The 19,113-nt window shown below is 41.3% G+C and carries 14 protein-coding genes; 10 read left to right on the top strand and 4 right to left on the bottom strand.

From position 1 onward, the window contains the following. Positions 1-42 precede the first annotated feature (42 nt). The gene (locus tag QZZ43_RS07275) at positions 43-1,038 is read right to left on the bottom strand and encodes a metallophosphoesterase (RefSeq protein WP_291857501.1); all 996 of its coding nucleotides are present in this window, start codon (positions 1,036-1,038) and stop codon (positions 43-45) included. A gap of 323 nt (positions 1,039-1,361) precedes the next feature. Here QZZ43_RS07275 and QZZ43_RS07270 point away from each other — a divergent pair, with 323 nt between their 5' ends. The 4 genes from QZZ43_RS07270 to QZZ43_RS07255 all read left to right on the top strand — a co-directional run bounded on the left by QZZ43_RS07270 (position 1,362) and on the right by QZZ43_RS07255 (position 5,584). Beyond that, on the top strand, positions 1,362-2,369 hold the full coding sequence (locus QZZ43_RS07270) for a Gfo/Idh/MocA family oxidoreductase (protein WP_291857499.1): 1,008 nt from the start codon (positions 1,362-1,364) through the stop codon (positions 2,367-2,369). Between the two features lie 322 nt (positions 2,370-2,691). After that, positions 2,692-3,144: an IS200/IS605 family transposase gene (gene tnpA, locus QZZ43_RS07265; protein WP_291857497.1), complete on the top strand. Its 453-nt coding sequence runs from the start codon at positions 2,692-2,694 to the stop codon at positions 3,142-3,144. Positions 3,145-3,312: 168 nt separating this feature from the next. Next, a complete protein-coding gene (ffh, locus tag QZZ43_RS07260; protein WP_291857493.1) occupies positions 3,313-4,644 on the top strand; it encodes a signal recognition particle protein in 1,332 nt (443 codons plus the stop codon). A 64-nt stretch (positions 4,645-4,708) separates the two neighbouring features. Then, positions 4,709-5,584: a bifunctional 5,10-methylenetetrahydrofolate dehydrogenase/5,10-methenyltetrahydrofolate cyclohydrolase gene (locus QZZ43_RS07255; RefSeq protein WP_291857492.1), complete on the top strand. Its 876-nt coding sequence runs from the start codon at positions 4,709-4,711 to the stop codon at positions 5,582-5,584. A 105-nt stretch (positions 5,585-5,689) separates the two neighbouring features. Here the strand turns inward: QZZ43_RS07255 and QZZ43_RS07250 are convergent, their stop codons facing one another. Both QZZ43_RS07250 and QZZ43_RS07245 read right to left on the bottom strand, forming a co-directional pair. After that, positions 5,690-6,400 carry a head GIN domain-containing protein gene (locus tag QZZ43_RS07250; RefSeq protein WP_291857491.1) on the bottom strand — a complete coding sequence of 237 codons (711 nt, stop codon included), beginning with the start codon at positions 6,398-6,400 and terminating at the stop codon, positions 5,690-5,692. Positions 6,401-6,602: 202 nt separating this feature from the next. Continuing rightward, complete coding sequence (locus tag QZZ43_RS07245; protein WP_291857489.1) at positions 6,603-9,542, bottom strand: DEAD/DEAH box helicase; 2,940 nt, start codon at positions 9,540-9,542, stop codon at positions 6,603-6,605. Positions 9,543-10,177: 635 nt separating this feature from the next. Here QZZ43_RS07245 and QZZ43_RS07240 point away from each other — a divergent pair. The 3 genes from QZZ43_RS07240 to QZZ43_RS07230 all read left to right on the top strand — a co-directional run bounded on the left by QZZ43_RS07240 (position 10,178) and on the right by QZZ43_RS07230 (position 13,047). Continuing rightward, on the top strand, positions 10,178-10,792 hold the full coding sequence (locus QZZ43_RS07240) for an NAD(P)H-dependent oxidoreductase (protein WP_291857487.1): 615 nt from the start codon (positions 10,178-10,180) through the stop codon (positions 10,790-10,792). A 316-nt stretch (positions 10,793-11,108) separates the two neighbouring features. Further along, on the top strand, positions 11,109-11,717 hold the full coding sequence (locus QZZ43_RS07235) for a YigZ family protein (RefSeq protein WP_291857485.1): 609 nt from the start codon (positions 11,109-11,111) through the stop codon (positions 11,715-11,717). A 421-nt stretch (positions 11,718-12,138) separates the two neighbouring features. Continuing rightward, the gene (locus QZZ43_RS07230) at positions 12,139-13,047 is read left to right on the top strand and encodes an SMP-30/gluconolactonase/LRE family protein (RefSeq protein ID WP_291857483.1); all 909 of its coding nucleotides are present in this window, start codon (positions 12,139-12,141) and stop codon (positions 13,045-13,047) included. Positions 13,048-13,197: 150 nt separating this feature from the next. Here QZZ43_RS07230 and rplS read toward each other — a convergent pair whose 3' ends face one another. Beyond that, entirely contained in the window at positions 13,198-13,545 is a 348-nt protein-coding gene (gene rplS / locus QZZ43_RS07225) for a 50S ribosomal protein L19 (RefSeq protein WP_291857482.1), read from the bottom strand. Between the two features lie 382 nt (positions 13,546-13,927). Between rplS and QZZ43_RS07220 the strand changes: the two genes are divergently transcribed. The 3 genes from QZZ43_RS07220 to QZZ43_RS07210 all read left to right on the top strand — a co-directional run. Then, positions 13,928-14,680 (top strand): 1-acyl-sn-glycerol-3-phosphate acyltransferase, encoded by a 753-nt coding sequence (locus QZZ43_RS07220; RefSeq protein WP_291857480.1) that lies wholly within the window; start codon positions 13,928-13,930, stop codon positions 14,678-14,680. A gap of 210 nt (positions 14,681-14,890) precedes the next feature. Further along, entirely contained in the window at positions 14,891-16,867 is a 1,977-nt protein-coding gene (locus QZZ43_RS07215) for an OmpA family protein (RefSeq protein ID WP_291857478.1), read from the top strand. Positions 16,868-16,990: 123 nt separating this feature from the next. Further along, positions 16,991-19,113: regulator (locus QZZ43_RS07210; RefSeq protein ID WP_291857476.1), on the top strand; the 2,123-nt coding region annotated here is incomplete at its 3' end.

The raw sequence follows: 19,113 nt of genomic DNA, 5'->3' as shown, positions 1-19,113 counted from the left end.
TAGGTTCGGTGAGTTCCGATCCCCCGAATCTGACTAAAAAATCTACCCTTTCTTTCCCTGAAACACAAATCCTGTAATTTTCAACTCTTCACCATTTTGCCATCGGTAAGCAGCCAATTGTCCACCACTGGCCGCACAATTATCCACGCAACAAACATTGCGCACGGGAATCATTCGGTCGGGAGACATACAATAATGGCCAACAAAAACGGGAGGGGCTTTTTCTGAATACACTTCAAATGGAAAAAGTATTTCCGGCGGCACCGTATAAGTGGGAAGAGTAAACTTGTTGCCGTAGCTGATCTCCTTAAATGTTTTACCTTTCGGGTCCTGCCACCAGCGAATACGGAAATTGGTGCGGCGTATGTTTCGGTCATCTTTAATAATAAGATCGTGGGGAAGATTGATTTCAATACCCCGTGTGGTTTGCCGAACCGCCTCTGCAAATGGGGTGTCGTGGTCAAATATCATTTGCAAAAGCTTCTTTGTGAGCTTGTTTTTGGTAATGTGACTCTCAATTATATCTCTGTTGGCTTGCGACCAGTAGGCGTGAGTTACCCTGAAAGTATCAAAATCAAGGAAAAACGGTAATCTGCGAATCCATTTTAAATCGTCTTTGAGTTGGTCTTTTTCGTAAATATACTCTTCCTTTATGCGGTCCATAATTTTTTTATTCGAGCCGGTTGCCGGTTTGAATGTTTTTCCTTCAATATTTTTGGTGAAATGGCCAATAACATTGAGTTCATGATTCCCTATTACCGCATATCCGGTTTCGTTTTCCACCATTTTCCGGACGACGGATACAGTACGCCGGGTTTCCGGTCCGCGACACGTAAAATCGCCCACAAAAACTGCTTTGCGATTGTTGTGGATATAAACTCCGTTAATCTCCCTGTAGCCCAGTTGCTTTAGCAGAATAATCAATTCACCGGCGTAACCGTGAACATCACCGATGATGTCGTATCCTTCTGTAAAAGAGGTCTGTACTTCTTTTGATGAGACGGAGGCTTTTGTGATTTCTAAAAACTTTGATAACATAGGACAAATATAAAACCTTCTCTTTTTTGTTCGATGGTTTTTAAAAGAAAAGTGATGGATTTTGAACAAATAACGGTGGTTATTTCTTTTGACAATAACATCAACTTAACCTGCATTATTGGCTTTGTCGAACTTTGTTTAATAAATAATCTATTACGATGTCTAACTATCTGCAAAATACAACTGTCGTAAATGAAATTGACAGGAAAATAATTTAATATTCTCTGAACATTTTTTTTGCGGTTAATTGTATTTCTTGATATTTGAACACCTCATAACAAAGATTTATGAATAAAACAGATTGAAAATTTTATTCCAATTATATGAAGAAATTAATCAAATGGGGCATAATAGGTTGCGGAAATGTAACAGAATTTAAAAGCGGCCCTGCATTCAATAAGGTTGAGGGTTCAAAGTTAGTTGCAGTTATGCGACGCGATGCTGAAATGGCCAAAGACTATGCCCATCGACATAATGTGCCCAAATGGTACAGCAATGCCGATGATCTGATTAACGATGAAGAGGTTGATGCGGTGTATGTGGCCACCCCACCTTCCAGCCATTCCATGTATGCCATCAAAGCAATGAAAGCCGGTAAACCTGTTTATGTGGAGAAACCTATGGCAGCCACTTTTCAGCAATGTGAGGAGATGAATGCTGTGAGTAAAGAGACCGGGGTGCCACTCTTTGTGGCCTATTATCGTCGTACACTGCCCGGGTTTAAAAAGGTTAAGACCCTTCTTGATGATGAAACCATCGGGCGTCCTTTATTGGTTAATATCATGCTTATTCGCTCTCCGCTACCTGCCGAAACTGACAAAGAAAACCCTGTTTGGCGGGTGCAACCCGACTTAGCCGGAGGTGGCATTTTTTACGACCTTGCTTCTCATCAGCTCGATTTTCTGGATTTTCTGTTTGGTCCGGTAAAAAAGGTTTCCGGAATTGCTAAGAATTTTGGTTCCCTTTACAAAGCGGAGGACACCGTGGTGGCCCAGATGGAATTCGAAAACGGTGTCTTGGGCAGCGGCACCTGGAGTTTTGTGAGTGATAATTCCTCTCAACGCGATGTCATCGAAATCATTGGTACCAAAGGGCGCATAGAGTTCTCAACCTATGGACATGAGCCCATTTTGCTCTTTAAAGAGCGGGATTTTATTGAATTTCCATACATCAACCCCGAGAATATCCAATACAATTTGATTCAAAATGTGGTAGATGCCATTCGTGGAGATACAGAATGCGTTAGTACGGGTATCACTGCCGCCCGCACCAATCTGGTGATGGAAAAGATAGTTTATAAGGTGCGGCGGATTCCGATCCAAAATTTTTAGTTTCATGAGGTAATTAATAAAATAGATTACACTTCCGCCCCTTCAGGGCTCTCTGGTACATCATTCATTTAATATCATAGGGCGTTGCCCGATGTTATTGCTCTCAGGCCTTTGGCCTGTGGTGAAGGAAAGAAGTTTGGGGTCCTTAAAAGATGCAGCCTGTAGGGGCGAACGAATCAGCACAGGGCACCGTCCTGTGAATGATAAATGGCCATTAATCCCAAGCCCTGTAGGGGCGAAAGCAAAAATCGCAACATTCCGTTTTTTCTTTCGTTATATATTTTGGTAATGATTTGATTGAATTAACCTTAACTTAAATCTTATGCATCAGTCTCTATCTAAAGTTTATGTTCATTTGTGTTATAGTACCAAGAAACGTTATCCATTTTTTGACCCTGAAATAAGGCCTCGTGTTTTCGAATATATTGGGGGCATTTGTAAAGGTTTAGAATGTTATCCCATAAAAATCGGCGGATATTACGACCATATTCATGTTTTGTGTCTATTATCCAGGAAAGTTACGCAAATGAAATTGGCAGAGGAGCTAAAAAAGCAATCTTCCCGGTGGGTTAAAACCATTGATGCAAAGTATTCTAATTTTTCGTGGCAAAATGGATATGGTATTTTTTCTGTGAATCCCAAAGAATTGGATGTAGTTAAAAGCTATATTGAACGTCAGGATGAACGTCATAAGAAAATGACTTTTAAAGATGAATATCGGTTGTTTATGAAAAATTACGATATTCAGTATGATGGGAAGTATGTTTGGGATTAGAGGTGAGGCGGATTCCGATCCGCCGTTTCAGGTTAAGGCATTTTGTCATCACTGCCGTTTTCGATAGAAAGAATTTACCACCCCCATATCAACCAATCTTTAATATTTATTATTCCAAAATCCCATATATTTTTATACTTTTGCAGCAAAATTAAAACCTGAAGAAGGATGTTTGAGAATCTATCGGAAAGACTGGAACGGTCGTTTAAAATATTGAAAGGTCAGGGTACGATCACAGAAATTAATGTGGCCGAGACCCTTAAAGATATTCGTCGTGCGTTGCTGGATGCCGATGTGAACTTCAAAACAGCAAAATCTTTTACCGAAACTGTCAAGGATAAGGCAATGGGGCAGAACGTGCTCACTGCCGTTAAGCCACAGCAGATGATGGTGAAAATTGTCCACGATGAGCTGGCAGAGCTCATGGGAGGTGCTTCTACAGATATCGAGCTGAAAGGAAATCCCGCCGTTATCTTGATTTCAGGTTTGCAGGGCTCTGGTAAAACGACTTTTACCGGAAAACTGGCTAACCTGATTAAAACCAAACGCGGTTTGCATCCTTTACTTGTGGCAGGTGACGTTTATCGTCCTGCTGCGATAAATCAGCTTCAGGTGCTGGGAGAGCAAATTGGTGTGCCTGTTTATACCGAAGAGGGCAACACCAATCCGGTACAACTGGCAAAGGATGGTATCAAAGAGGCCAAAGCTAAAGGTCATGATGTGGTTATTATTGATACCGCCGGTCGATTGGCTATTGATGAGGAGATGATGAATGAAATCTCTGCCATTAAGAAAGCGGTTAATCCCCATGAAACATTGTTTGTGGTGGATTCCATGACTGGTCAGGATGCTGTGAATACCGCCAAAGAGTTCAACGATCGCCTGGACTTCGATGGGGTAGTGCTCACCAAATTGGACGGTGATACCCGTGGTGGTGCTGCTATTTCTATCCGTAGCGTAGTCGATAAACCCATCAAATTTGTGGGTATGGGCGAGAAGATGGATGCTTTGGATGTATTCCATCCTTCACGGATGGCCGACCGTATCCTGGGTATGGGTGATATCGTTTCGCTGGTTGAGAAGGCACAGGAACAGTACGATTCTGAAGAAGCTCAAAGGCTTCAGAAAAAAATTGCCAAAAATCAATTCAATTTTGATGATTTCCTGAGTCAGATTAAGCAAATAAAGAAGATGGGTAATCTGAAGGATTTGGCTGGCATGATTCCGGGGATGGGCAAAATGCTCAAGAATGTGGACATTGACGATGACGCATTCAAGGGTGTTGAAGCCATCATTTCATCGATGACTCCCCTGGAGCGTCAGGAACCAACTTTGATTAATGGTAGTCGCCGCAAAAGGATTGCAGCAGGTAGCGGCACTTCCATTCAGGAAGTCAACCGGCTGATGAAGCAATTCGAAGACACACGAAAAGCCATGCGCATGATGACGCAGGGTAAAAATCTTTCGAGAATGATGAGTAATCTCCCCATGGGGAAATAAGATATTTTAAGAAAGAGAAGCCGCACAGTGCGACTTCTCTTTTTTTGTTCTAAAACCAGACACTATGCAACTACTCGACGGAAAAGCAACCGCCCGCAGCATTAAAGATGAGATTGCTGAAGAGGTGGAAATGATGAAAAACGGGGGCCTACGGGTTCCTCATTTGGTCGCCGTACTGGTTGGCCACGATGGTGGAAGTGAAAGCTATGTCGCCTACAAAATTAAGGATTGTGAAGAGGTGGGGTTTAAATCATCACTAATTCGCTACGAAGATGACGTTGAAGAAGAGGAGTTGCTCAAATGTGTTAACGACCTGAATAACGATCCTGAAGTGGATGGTTTTATTGTTCAGTTGCCACTTCCAAAGCACATTTCCGAAGAGAAAGTTACACTCGCCATTGACCCGGCAAAAGATGTTGATGGTTTTCATCCACAAAATGTAGGAAAGATGGCCATGGGATTACCGGCTTTTGTGTCGGCCACCCCTCAGGGCATCATGGAACTTATCAAACGCTATAATATCGAAACATCCGGAAAGAATGTGGTGGTGTTGGGCCGCAGTAACATTGTTGGGCGCCCTATGAGCATTTTGTTGTCGTTGAAGAGCAATCCTGGAAATGCTACCGTGACCGTTTGTCATAGTCGTACCAAAAATCTTAAGGAAATCTGCCAAAAGGCCGATATTTTGATTGCCGCACTGGGAAGTCCAAACTTCGTCACGGCCGAAATGGTTAAAGACGGAGCGGTGGTTATTGATGTGGGAACCACTCGCCTTCCTTCAGACAAAACAAAATCGGGTTTCAAACTTACCGGAGATGTGGTGTTTGATGAGGTTTCTCCTAAATGTAGTTTCATTACACCTGTACCTGGCGGTGTAGGTCCCATGACCCGGGCTTCTTTGTTGATCAATACACTCAAAGCGGCAAAAAACCAAATGTAAATCCGATTTAAGAATCCTCCTTAATATTTCAAAAACCGGATGCTCTTTTTAAGAACATCCGGTTTTTTATGTGTTGGGCGATTTTCAAATCGCTTAAAAAAGAAATTAAATCTTCACCACTTCTCCTCCAAAAGTTTCTTTGGTATTCAATTTCTTCGGGTCACCCAAATATTCAATGGTACCACCGGTTCCTGCCTTGGCGTCCAACAATTCCAGGGCTTTCACCGTAATAATGCCTCCGGTGTTGGCTGTAACATAAGCTTTCTCTACCTCAAAATTTTGTCCCTGAAATTTACCGCCTGTCGTGGCTCTTGCTTCCAGTGTTTTTGCGTATCCCTCAAGGGTAATGCGCGCTGCTGAAACTTCAGCGTCAACTGAGGTGACATCCAGTTTCAGGTCTATCACACTGTCCAGCCCTGCATTGAGAACAAGTACTTTTCCCTGCAGTACCTCATGGTTATCGATTGAAGACCCTGAACCCAGCGTTATTTCCCGTATATCGCGATAAGTAACATACACCTGCACGGATACATCCTGATATATGCGTGTCCTCATTTTTATGATGAGTTCATTTTGGTCGTTCTCGATGATGACATCCGATAAGGGAGCATTTACGATGTTGATTTCAGCCGATGGTTCATCTCCTTTAATGAGCGTTACATTAATTCCTTTGCTCACTTTTAGCTTGTTGAAATCCCTGATTGTACGGGTTTCCTTAATAATTTCGGCCTCTTCGACCTGTACTGTTTCTTCTTCCTGAGCTAGAACACTCATGGAAGTAAATATTATCATCAGGAAAATTAATAACTGCTTCATGGTCAAAAAGTTTTATAATTGAATAATGTTTCGTTTAAATGAATAATTAATCGAATCAAAAACAGTGCCGAACTACGATTTAGCAGGGTATGTAAAAAAATGTATGCTTTTCAGGTTCTGATATGAAAACGGCTTTCATCCCGAAGCATCATGACAGTTTAAAAAACGAGAATATTCCACTATTGGGCATCTATTGCCAAGGTTAACTAAACAACTCCTTAATCTCTTCTGCACTCATTTGACTCAATGGATTCGTAGTATTAACGAATGCCGCGGCCAGTTTGTTTTTCTTCTCCTGCAAAAGGGCAATTTTTTCTTCAATGGTATCGGTGGAGATGAATCGGTAAACAAATACATTACGTGTTTGACCGATCCGGTGCGCACGGTTGATGGCCTGAGCTTCTGCTGCCGGATTCCACCAGGGGTTCAGCATAAATACATAGTCGGCTTTGGTCAAATTGAGTCCCACGCCTCCTGCTTTAAGCGAGATGAGAAACACTTTTACCTTATCGTCTTTATTAAACCGGTCAATTACTTTATCCCGGTTTTGGGTGGAACCAATCAGTTTTTCGAAGGCAATCTTTCTTTTTCGCAGTTCTGTTTCCAGCAATTCCAGGTCTTTTACAAAAGAACTGAAAACCAGTACGTGGTGATGCTCCGAGATGATGCTTTCCAGCGATTCCATTATTTGGTCGAACTTCCCTGAGCTTCCTTTGAAATTGGGATCCGTCATAGCCGGATGATTGGCCAACTGTCGCAACTTGGTGAGGGCCTGAAGTGCCATAATGGCCTGTTCATTCTGACGCATATTCTGAAAAGTTTCCAGCATATTGTTGCGGATTCCTGATTTTTCCCTGTCGTAAATTTCTTTTTGCTCGGGCGACATATCGCAATACAACACCTGTTCCATAATTGGTGGCAGCTCCTTGGCCACCATTTCCTTGGTGCGGCGAAGTAGAAAAGGATTGATGATTTTCTGCAGATGGGCCTCTTTCTCTTCATCTCCGTTTTTGGAAATGGGCGTTTCGTAAAATTTCTTGAAAAAACCGAGCGATTTAAGAATGCCGTGGTTCATAATATTCATCTGTGCCCACAGGTCGGTAAGACTGTTTTCGATAGGGGTACCCGTGAGGGCAAGGTAATGGGCTGCTTTTATCTGGCTTACTGCCTCATAACCTTTCGAAGCCGGGTTTTTGATGTTTTGACTTTCATCCAGTATCAGGTATTCCCAGGGCATCTGCGTAAAATATTCCACATCATTGCGTAGAATTCCATAAGTGGTGATGACTACGTGGTAATGCCGCAATATTTTCCACAGCTCTTTCGAGCGGGCACGGTTGCTACCGGTATAGATATATGCTTTCAGTGAGGGGGCAAATTTTTTTATTTCATTATCCCAATTGTGCACCAGTGAAGTGGGCATTACTACTAAGGATGGGGGCAGACCTGAACGGTTGAAGCCCTCGATGTGTGACCCAAAAAGGGATAATTGTTCACCCGAAGGTTCCTGTATTTCTGACTTTTGAGATTTGTAGGTGTGAAGCAGCAGAGTGATAGTCTGAAGTGTCTTTCCCAGTCCCATGTCGTCGGCAAGGATGCCTCCAAAGTTGTTCTTTTTAAGAAATTCCATCCAGTGAAAACCTTCAATCTGATAAGGGCGGAGTTTAGCATTTAGTCCATTGGGAAGCGAAATGGCCTCATACTCTGACATCTGAGGTAGTTCTGGAGTTGAGATTCCTTCAATTTCTTCTCCCTTGAGCTCCTCAAGCAAGTGATAATAGGTTTTGGGAAGTTTAATGTCGTCTCCGTTTGCCTGCCCGAAGTTGAACAAGTCGGTGTATTTGGCAAACCACGATTTGGGTATGATGAAGATGCTTCCATCTGGCAATTTGTAACGTTGGTCACCGTTAAGGATGTTTTTCCGGAACTTTACAAACGGAATTCTGAAAGGTGGTACTTCAATGATGCTTTTGATGTCGAACCAATCCATTTCGTCGGTTCCGGTTTCAAAATGAACTTTTACAGGAGCAATGTTGAATTCATTTTCGTCAAACTTGAGTACCGGCTTAATTTGATGGCTGTCTAGTAGTTTTTTGTTTTCCCTTATCCAGTCAATCAGATTCTCAGGGCCTGAGGGGGAGCTGTTGTCCTTGTCGTCAGGGTGGATAAAAGACAGATCTTCAGTGGGGGTGAGGCCCCTTTCTTCAAGCAATGCAAACACCCGGTTTTCGGTTTCATAATCTCTGGGAAATCGTCTAAAAGTGTATAGTCCCTTTTCCTTGAGGAAATCCACAAAAACACTGGTCTTTCGGTTGGGCGATACCGAGCGGTGCCCATAGGTAAATTTGAATCTTAGCACGGGCTGAAGGGCGAGGTTTTTCTCCAAATGAAGTTCTGTGGTAGGGCTATCTTCAATATTTTGTATCTCGAAACCTGAGCCCCGAACATCGAAAAGTTCCACCACATTGCTGATGAATTTTTCCATGTAGGTATTGATTACCCTTTCGCCTTTGAGGTGGATGTACTCCTTTTCTTTGAAGGGCTTCAGTTTGCCACTGTCAAAATTATTAAAGAAGTAGATGCGTTGCCCGGTTTTTAAAACGGCCGGGTCATTACAGATGATTTCCACTTCTTTGTTGTGAAAAGTGAAAAGTTCTGCTCCCTGTTTGAATTTTAGACTGTAATGCATCTCATCGCCTTCAATATCGACCCGGAAAATCGGTTTGCAGAAGGTGGATGGAATTTTCAACTTGTCGGTGGCATACAGGTTGCTGTAGCCCGATTGCTTGTAATACGCCTCCACTTTCGATTGGGATAGCATTTGCACCAGCTGGTACATTTTATTTTCGATATAAGGGCGGATTCGCTCATTTAACAGTTTGGGCGGTATGTTGTTCTTAAAATCACGTAAACTATTTTCGCGACTGAATTTTTTAAACAGCTCTTTGTCAGAGATGGTATGCAAGAGTATTACCATCCGTTTTTCTGTCTCACTGTAATTTTCAGGATGTTTTTCAATATGTTCGGGTGTGACATGCTCCAACAACTCAATGGGACTGTTTTTGTGAAAAACAGCATGATAAGCAGTAGCAGCCAGGCCGATATTTAATCGATTGGTAAAAACTACAATGAATGAATCCATTTTTTCTAAAGTGCTTTTACGGGTTTCAAAACCAACAAAATTAGCAAAAGAAGTGAAAAGAGGAGAGGGGAAATTAAAAAGTCTTCAGAATTTAATGGTCATGATGGTTCTTTTACAATAAAAGTAATTTAATCAGTAGAAGGGATTCCAGTCACTAACATACCCAAAGAACAAACTGAAAATGCCTAAACTGTACATTTTTAATCTTTTGTAATTTTTATTGGATAAAAAAAGTGGCTGCAGGACAACCTGGCTATTCAGGAACAGATTAGGTGCGGCGAATTCCGATTCGCCGTTAGAGACAAAGAGGCGGGTCGTTGTTCCGTTCTGTCGCTTTACCACACAACAAAACTCCTGGAAGAGTCACATTCCGCAAAGTGTCATTGGTAGCTTGCGAAGAATTTCTCCTTAAAACAATGGAGGCAATCAAGCCAAACATTTCTCTCATTCTGTTTTCTTTTTTGCTGTTGAGAATAGTGATTATCCTCTGTATTTTCGGCTGTTTCAAAATGTCTGATACACCTTATACTTCTCTTTAAATAATTTTTCAGAAACTTTATTATTTAGAATTGTTCTAATTAAAAACAAACAATTACTTTTGCAGGGTGTTTAGAATATAAAAGGAAGACAAGCTTATGCAACATTTAATAATCAGTGCTCATCCCAATCAGGGAAGTTTTAGTAACTCCCTGGTGGATGCCCTGAAAAAGGACAGCGAACACAACGATGTAAAGGTCGTTGTAAGGAATTTATACGATTTGGACTTTAATCCTGTATTGTCATCAGCCGATTTAGCCCAGATAAAGAATGGCGAAACGCCTGCCGATATTGCAAAGGAGCAGAAACTTCTGGGTGAAGCGGACATTATTTCTCTGGTTTATCCACTGTGGTGGGGGAGTTTCCCTGCCGTTCTGAAAGGTTATTTCGACCGTGTTTTAACCAACGGGTTTGCATTTAAAGTAACCCCAAACGGTGCAGAAGGGCTTTTGAAAGGCAAAAAAGCCTTTTTACATACTTCCATGGGTAATTCGGTTGAAGAGTATGAAAACAAAGGGATTTTGAAAGCTTTCCGTCAGATCCACGGTCAGGAAGTTTTTGGATTTGTTGGTGTCGAAGTGGCCGGACATTTGTTCTATCCACGTATATCCGAATCTTCGCCAGAAATGAAGGAAAAGTACATCGAAGAGGCACTGGGATTTTACAAAACGGTGATGCTTGATGAGGAAGTCGTGGATATTGTAGCCAAATAACCAGGATTTTTCAGCCTGTGTTAATATGACGTCCGTCGAAGTCTTGCAATAGATTGATAATAAACAACTTAAGCATCACAGCGTGTTTGTAATAACTGACAGATTATTAATACTTTAGGGTTTATCTTAAATCTTTGGTTTCAAAATCTAATGATCTATCAATATGAATAAACCCAAATAAAATATTCAAATGGCCCCGGTCGTGAGTGAAAACTTGGCCGGGGTTTTAATTTTTAGGGCTGTTTGATAAATGAAGAGGGATTTTGCTATTTTTACATAAATAATTCCGGCTTATTTGTTAAATGGATAATTTTTAATGCTAAAAGACAGTTATCAGACCATAAAATATCCGGTAGAAGGACTCTTCAAAGAAAAAGGCAGCAAATTTATAGCGTTTGCCTGGCCTGTCCAAACCGAAGACGAAATCAATGAATATGTGGAATCTTTGAAAAAGAAGTTTCATGATGCCCGTCATCATTGTTATGCATGGGAGTTGGGTGTGGATGGCATGACATTTAGAATGAACGATGATGGCGAACCCTCCGGCACGGCTGGCAAACCCATTCTGGGACAGATTCACTCACACGAACTGACCAATGTGCTTGTGGTGGTGGTGCGCTATTTTGGAGGTATTAAGCTGGGAACCGGCGGACTGGTTCAGGCTTACAAAGCTGCAACTGCTGATGCACTGGATAATGCTGAAATGGTTGAATATACCATCGACAAGTCGTTTACCATTCGTTTTGCTTACGACATGATGAATCCTGTGATGCGTGTCGTTGATGAAGAGGGGCTGACAATGAGTGAACAGGTTTTTGAGGCAGATTGCCGTTTGACACTTTCCGTTAGAGAATCGAAATACCACGATCTGGTGAGCCGTTTTCGGCAAACCTATGGTATTGAAATGGTAAATTCAGAAGAGTGAATGGCCTCAATGGTGAGGTCTTCAGGTGTTTCCTTTGTAATCAGTTGGGGTGTTTTAGAGCCTTGTCTTTTTTTCTAACTCAAGTTGTAATCTGTTTTAATTGTGATGTTTATATGTTCTTTTTAGTTGTGTGGTAAGTCGTTTTTTAAATTGATTACTACTAAAGAACAATACTCTGTTAAACTTTTACAAAAAGTTGATAATTAATCCATTACAAAATCAGAAAAATAAACCACAACTCGCTCATAATAAAAACTTTGCATTGTTGCGTTAACTTTTTTCAATAGCCAGTGAATCAATTCTTTATGCAGGAGTGGTCTTTGTGTTAAAGTTCAGTAAATCAATGTTATAAGATTTATCTAATAGCTAATTTCTAGAAATCTAACGATCTATTAGAAAGAAAGAAAAAAAAACTAATGCCATGAGAAAAATTGGATATGCTTTACTCGCCTCTTTGGTTATGGGCTTTTATATCAATGTAACTGGTCAAAAGACCAATTATGAAAGTTTTGACATTACTCCCGACTCGGTTTTTTTGCCCTGGGCGGAAGGCCCTGCTGTTGATGCTGATGGTGTTCTTTATGCAGTCAACTACAAACATAAAGGAACAATAGGCCTGGTAAAACCGGATGGTACACATGAATTATTTGTCAACCTGCCCGAGGGAAGCGTGGGAAATGGCATCCGGCTTTGGAAACATGACCGTTTACTTATTGCCGACTATACGAACCATAACATTCTGCAAATCAATATTCCGGATAAAACGATTCGTGTGATGGCCCATAATGACAGTATGAGTCAGCCCAATGACCTGGCTATTACCTCTGCCGGAATGATTTATGTGAGTGATCCCGACTGGGAAAATAATACCGGAAAGGTTTGGATGATTGATCAACAGGGAAAGTTTACTTTGCTTGAGACAGACATGGGAACGACAAATGGGATAGAGGTTTCGCCTGATGAAAATCGGCTTTATGTCAATGAATCAAATCAAGGAAATGTTTGGATTTACGATATACTGGAAGATGGCACCATCGCCAATAAGCAATTGTTTAAAAAGTTTGAAGATTTCGGTATGGACGGAATGCGCTGTGATATTAAGGGAAATCTTTATATTTCCAGAATTGGCAAAGGGACCATCGCAATTTTGTCTCCCGATGGGAAACTGCTACATGAGGTGGTTTTGAAGGGAGATAAACCTTCAAATGTGGCTTTCGGCGGAACTGATGGGAAAATGGTATATGTCACCGTAGCCGATCGCGGGGCGATTGAGGCTTTCCGGACTGAGTTTCCAGGGCGCTCTTCTTCGCTGATAGAATTATGGTATTAGAAATTTATCAATTCTCATCTTTTGGAGTGATGTTTAAGGACAATTTTGAGACCTCTTTGATAAAATACATGATAATCGTGTTCCTTGATAAAAAAAACGCTGCCTGAAAAAACAGGCAGCGTTTTAAATTTTTGCATTCCTAAAAAGGAATTAAACTCTTTTCTCTTTAATACGGGCTTTCTTACCGGTAAGCTGACGCAAGTAGTAAATTCTCTTACGACGAACTTTACCTCTACGGTTTAAGTCAATTTGGTCGATAAACGGTGAGTTCATCGGGAAAATACGCTCAATACCAACGTTGTTGGAGATTTTACGTACGGTAAAACGCTTATTGATACCAGTACCTTTAATCTGAATCACTGTTCCACGGAAAATCTGAACACGTTCTTTATTTCCCTCTTTAATTTTGTAGTGAACCGAGATTGTGTCTCCTGCACTGAATTCGGGCATTTCACTTCCTGACTTAAATGCCTCTTCAGCAACTTTCATCAAATCCATTGTATTGTCTTTTGAAGATTTAACATTGCGTGCAATATTACCTGACTCCTCTATGTTCAGTAAGAGATTACACGAACGGGTGCAAAAGTAGTGTTTTTGTTTCAATTATGGAATAGGTTAACCACCTTATTTCCCGAATCGTTCTGTTTCTTATGCATTTTCGGTGATTTTGTCGTCTGTCAGGCAAGATTGCGGCTAATTATTCTATTTTTGTGTGTGATTGAATTAATAGATCGTTAGATTTTTTGATATAAGATTCAAGATGAATCTTATAACATTGATAAACTGATTGTTGGGACAAATACCTAGCAATTCATAAACAATTAAGCATTAAGTGATTACAAAAGTTTAACGGACTATTGTGACTAATAAGAAGATTTTAATGTCAAAGAAAAAACCTTTTACCTTTTGGCTTTGGTTGTATCAACTATATAAGTGGCCGGTGTATTTGCCATTGATGCTGGTCAATTCTATTGTTAATGCAATTCTTGCGGCTTTGTTTTCAATAATACTTTCACCTATTGCAGGTAGTTTCTGGGGAATGTTGTGGGCCAGGATTGCTTGTTGGATTACACCTGTCAGGACAAAAGTTTATGGACGCGAAAATGTTGTTCCCAACCAGTCGTATGTTATTGTGGCGAACCATCAAACCGGCTTTGATATATTCTTGCTTTATGCTCATTTGGGAATCGATTTTAAGTGGGTTATGAAAAAAGAGCTTCGAAAATTGCCATTTATAGGCTATGCAAGCGAAAAGGTAGGACACATTTTTATCGATCGGTCTTCGCCGCGGGCGTCTGTTCTTTCACTGGAAGAAGCTAAGCGAAAACTGACAGGTGGCTCTTCGGTGTTAATGTTTCCCGAGGGCACTCGAAGCGGAACTCAGGAAATGCTTCCATTTAAGCGTGGTGCATTTAAGTTGGCAATTGAACTGGAACTTCCCATTCTACCGGTTACCATTGTTAATTCATGGCAGATAAAACGACGGGGTTTTCTGAACATTGTTCCCGGAAAAGCTGCGCTGGTGATCCATCCTCCCTTAACAACCTGCGATTATGTTGATAATCCTGTGACTCTGATGAACATTACAAAAGGAATTATTGAAAGTGGCAACAAAATTGAATTTACCAGGTAGAATAATTATTTTTCAGAGTATTATTCCATCACCCTTGGAAATCCGGTAATTTCCCGTTATTGCAAACGCAGTGAACAATCTCAATATTTATCCGGATAATAGTGTTTTTTTTATATCTTGGAAGTGGACTAAATTCAAGTATGTTTGAGCGTGTAATAAAGATGTATTTAGACCGGACACATGTTTATTTTCTGAAAAATTCTTAAGAAAATGAAGAAATCTCTTTTGTTATATTGTTTATTTCTACTTCTTGGAGTAGGATATTCTTCTTCACAAAGTCTTTACAGTGTGAATAATAAGCGCACGGTAAAGTTCTATGAAGAGGGACGGAATGCCTATGCTTCAGGAAATATTGCGGAAGCTGAAGAATTATTGTTTAAAGCACTGGATCGTGAACCCGAATTTATCGAAGCCATGCTTTTGCTGGGCGATCTTTATCACTCACAAAGGCAATGGAATAAAGAGCTGGCTATATTGAACCGGGCGTTGAAAGTGGACTCAACGTTTTTTGTTCCAACATTTTACAATGCCGGAATGGCGGCTTACAACGCCAAAAAATACGAAGCCTCTCTTCAACTTTTCAAAAGTTATCTGGCTCTCAGCGACAACGAGAATGCCGTGAAACGGGCCAATGAGATGGTTGAAAAGGTTACCTTCGTAAAAGAGGCGGTGGAAAATCCCCACGACATTGAACTGGTGAGTGCCGGTGAAGGCGTAAATAGTGAGTTGCATGAATACTGGCCCAGCATAACTGCCGATGAACAGACGATGGTAATAACCGTGCTGCGTCCCAGAGACATCCAGCTTTATCGTGAAAAAGGGGATGAGTTGCCCCGGAATTCTGTCTTTTTTCAGGAAGATTTTTATATGTCGCATGCCGACACTGCCGGAAATTGGATGGAACGACATTTACTGATGGGCCATTTGAATACCGAAAGCAATGAAGGGGCTCAAACCCTTTCGGCCGACGGAAACTGGATGTTTTTTACCGGTTGTGGCCGTAGCGATTCCAAGGGAAGTTGTGACATTTATTTTTCGGCAAAAACTGATTATGGGTGGAGTGCTCCGGTAAATATAGGTGCGCCTGTGAATACTCCTTTTTGGGAAAGTCAGCCACATTTTTCGGCCGATGGGCGTACACTGTTCTTCATTAGTAGCCGTGGGGGCGGAGAAGGTGGAAAGGATATCTGGAAAGTTACGCTTGCAGGCATCAGTGACGATGGTATTCCTTATTTCGGCGACTTACAAAACCTGGGAGTGGTTGTGAATACTCCCGGCGATGAGAATTCTCCCTTTCTGCATCACGACGGAAAAACTTTGTATTTTTCCTCCAACGGGCATTTAGGAATGGGGGGGATGGACTTGTTTTTGAGTAGAAAAGACAGTGCCGGGGTCTGGAGTGAACCCCTTAATCTGGGATATCCGATAAATACTGCCAAAGATGAAATTGGATTGATAGTGACTGCACGGGGTGATAAGGCTTATTTTTCTACCGATGGACAGGAAACTACTGTCGGGGCAAAGGATATTTACAGTTTTGGGCTTCCTGAGGAACTGCGTCCCGAACCGGTTCTTTATGTAAAAGGGAAAGTTTTTGACGCGGAAACCGGAAAAGTTCTGGCTGCTGAGTTTGACCTTAAAAGTCTCGAAACCGGAGAGACCATAATTACCTCTCGCGGCAGCAGTTTTACCGGTGAATTTCTTGTTTCATTACCCTCAGGAGGAGAATATGCTTTTAAAGCCGACCATCCCGGGTACCTCTTCTATTCGGGGAACTTTAATCTTGTCGGCGATCATACGGTAGACAAGCCTTATTATCTGGATATTGGTCTGAAACCCATTCGTGAGGGAGCGACAGTTCGGCTGGAAAATGTATTTTTTGATACCGACTCTTATAGTTTGGACCCTCGTTCAAAAGTTGAACTGCGGGAAGTTGTGGAATTTCTCAGCGACAATTCCCAGGTTCGCATTATGCTTGAGGGCCATACCGATAACATAGGAAGTGAGGAATACAATCTTAATTTATCAGAAAACAGAGCTCGTTCGGTTTATGATTATCTGGTAGGTCAAGGGATTGATAAAAGCCGGCTCGAATACCGGGGATATGGTTTCTCCAAGCCTTTAGATACAAATGAAACTGAAAAAGGAAGAGCTCTGAACCGCAGAACAGAAATGCGGATTCTTTAATCAGCATCAAGTACCGAACTTATGAAACAAGTATGGGGCTTTGATTTCTCAGACCTGCCACAAAAGGGCATGTATAAAAAAATCGCGAGTTCCATCCGACCTTAATAAACAAATTTTATACGGATGAAATACAGAATATTTCTACTTCTTTGGATTATCTCTTTTTCTTCAGTTTTATTCGCCAATCCTGTGGAATATGGAATATCTGAAATAGAGTATTTTAACCGTCGTCAATACGAAGGTGCCACTCAGAACTGGAACATTTCTCAGGCCGACAACGGGTTGCTCTATTTTGCCAATAATAACGGGATTATTGAGTATGATGGAGCGCAATGGAGATTGCTTGAGCACCACGACAATTTGAATAACAATCCGATTCGTTCTGTTTTTGTTTTTGAGGATAAAATATTTCTGGGGGCAACAGATGAGTTCGGTTATTATGAGAATGATTCAGCGGGGGGATTCTCCTATTATTCGCTTACTGATGCCTATAATGTAGAAAAGCTGGGCGATTTCTGGAATATTTTTCATCTGAATAATCAACTTATTTTTCAGTCTCATAATGCCTTGTGTGTTTATAGTCCGGGTGAGTCTGTGGAGATTGTTATGGCCCGGTCACGCATTTCTGAGGCTTTTCTTGTCAATGAAACATTACTGATTCATGATGATGGTGAAGGCTTAATGGAGTTAAGAAATGGTTCTTTGTATAAAGTGCCCGGAGGAGAGGTTTTTAGTGGTAAAATTATTGGTGGAATTATGGCACTATCGAAGGATGTGATGGTGATTGGAACTATGGATGATGGTCTTTATCGGTGGGATGTAAATGGAATTGGAAAGTGGAATGTTCCGGCCAGTCAGTACCTGAAAGATGCCAACATATTTTGTGCTGAGAAGGTGGGAGACGATCTGGCCTTTGGTACTATCCAGTCGGGCGTGGTAATTACCGACACAGAAGGAAGCATTAAGATGATTGCAGGAAAGGATAAAGGGCTTAACAATAATACTGTGCTGGATCTTTTTGTGGATCGTCAGAAAAACATTTGGGCGGCATTGGACAATGGAATTGCACGGATCAATTACAATTCCGCTGTAAGTTTTATTGAAGGATATTTCGATTTGGGGACCGGATACTGTATGAATAAAAAGGAAGATCGTTTTTATTTTGGTACCAATCAGGCTTTATATACGATTCCGGATAAACAGTTTTCCAGCCCACTGAAAATGCGTGATGATTTTCACATGGTAAAGGGAACCAACGGACAGGTTTGGTCAATTTTTAAAGATGAAACCACCAATGAAGTTCTGGCAGGGCATAACCTTGGAATTTTCCGTGTGGAGGGTGAGGAAGCTTCCCTTATTACTCCCGGTTCTGTTAACGGAGCCTGGATATTTAGAAACGTACCGGAGAGGGAGAACCTCTTAATGGTTGGCTCTTATGGCGGACTCCTGCTTCTGAGAAAAAGTGGAAACGGGAAATGGGAATACGAACAGCGAATTACCGGATTTCCGGAGTCTTCAAGGTTTATTGAATGGGATGACAGCGGAAATTTGTGGGTTGTTCACGGGTTAAAAGGGTTTTACCGGCTTCAGTTTAATGATTCTTATACGCGTGTAACAGAGGTGAAAGCATCAGACGATTTTGAGGGGATAGACAACGTTGAAGGTTTTAGTATGTCCAAAATAGATGGTCGGATAGTAATGGCCGCTGATCATGGTTTGTACACCTTGGATCCGGCGCAAAAAGATTCTTTCGTGAGAGATGAACTTGAAAATTTCTTTAACGAAGGAGTTTATCCTGTACGATTACAACAGGATAGGTTTGGAAATGTCTGGTTTTTTGTAAACAACGGCGTTGGGGTTCTTCGTTTTCAGGAGGATGGAACTTACCGGAAAATTGATAATCCGATGGTTCCTTTGAACAACAAACTGGTAAATGGTTTTGAATCAGTGTACGTTCTCAATGAGGAGATTGTATTCTTTGGGATTGAAGATGGGTTCGGGCAGTATTCTGCCAATAGTGATGTAAATTATTATCAGCCATTTGAAGTGCATATCCGGGGGTTTCGTAGTCGGATAAAACCGGAACAGGCTTTCTTTTCAAACAGTTTGTCCGATAATCAACAGGAGGTACCTGTGTTTCATTATCAGAACAATGCTTTTGAAGTTTTTTATTCAGCTACCTGGTTTGGAAGTGGCGAGGTTGAATATTCAACCATTCTGGAAGATTTTGAAAACCGTTGGTCAGA

Source organism: Marinilabilia sp. (genome assembly GCF_016278715.1).
Taxonomy (GTDB): Bacteria; Bacteroidota; Bacteroidia; order Bacteroidales; family Marinilabiliaceae; genus Marinilabilia.
This window is presented reverse-complemented; position numbering and strand designations above follow the sequence as displayed.

Coding starts and splice junctions, on each gene's coding strand:
- QZZ43_RS07235 (WP_291857485.1), top strand. CDS start 11,109: ATGCTAAAAGACAGTTATCAGACCATAAAATATCCGGTAGAAGGACTC.
- QZZ43_RS07250 (WP_291857491.1), bottom strand. CDS start 6,400: ATGAAGCAGTTATTAATTTTCCTGATGATAATATTTACTTCCATGAGT.
- QZZ43_RS07230 (WP_291857483.1), top strand. CDS start 12,139: ATGAGAAAAATTGGATATGCTTTACTCGCCTCTTTGGTTATGGGCTTT.
- QZZ43_RS07275 (WP_291857501.1), bottom strand. CDS start 1,038: ATGTTATCAAAGTTTTTAGAAATCACAAAAGCCTCCGTCTCATCAAAA.
- QZZ43_RS07220 (WP_291857480.1), top strand. CDS start 13,928: ATGTCAAAGAAAAAACCTTTTACCTTTTGGCTTTGGTTGTATCAACTA.
- QZZ43_RS07270 (WP_291857499.1), top strand. CDS start 1,362: ATGAAGAAATTAATCAAATGGGGCATAATAGGTTGCGGAAATGTAACA.
- QZZ43_RS07240 (WP_291857487.1), top strand. CDS start 10,178: ATGCAACATTTAATAATCAGTGCTCATCCCAATCAGGGAAGTTTTAGT.
- QZZ43_RS07245 (WP_291857489.1), bottom strand. CDS start 9,542: ATGGATTCATTCATTGTAGTTTTTACCAATCGATTAAATATCGGCCTG.
- tnpA (WP_291857497.1), top strand. CDS start 2,692: ATGCATCAGTCTCTATCTAAAGTTTATGTTCATTTGTGTTATAGTACC.
- QZZ43_RS07255 (WP_291857492.1), top strand. CDS start 4,709: ATGCAACTACTCGACGGAAAAGCAACCGCCCGCAGCATTAAAGATGAG.
- QZZ43_RS07215 (WP_291857478.1), top strand. CDS start 14,891: ATGAAGAAATCTCTTTTGTTATATTGTTTATTTCTACTTCTTGGAGTA.
- rplS (WP_291857482.1), bottom strand. CDS start 13,545: ATGGATTTGATGAAAGTTGCTGAAGAGGCATTTAAGTCAGGAAGTGAA.
- ffh (WP_291857493.1), top strand. CDS start 3,313: ATGTTTGAGAATCTATCGGAAAGACTGGAACGGTCGTTTAAAATATTG.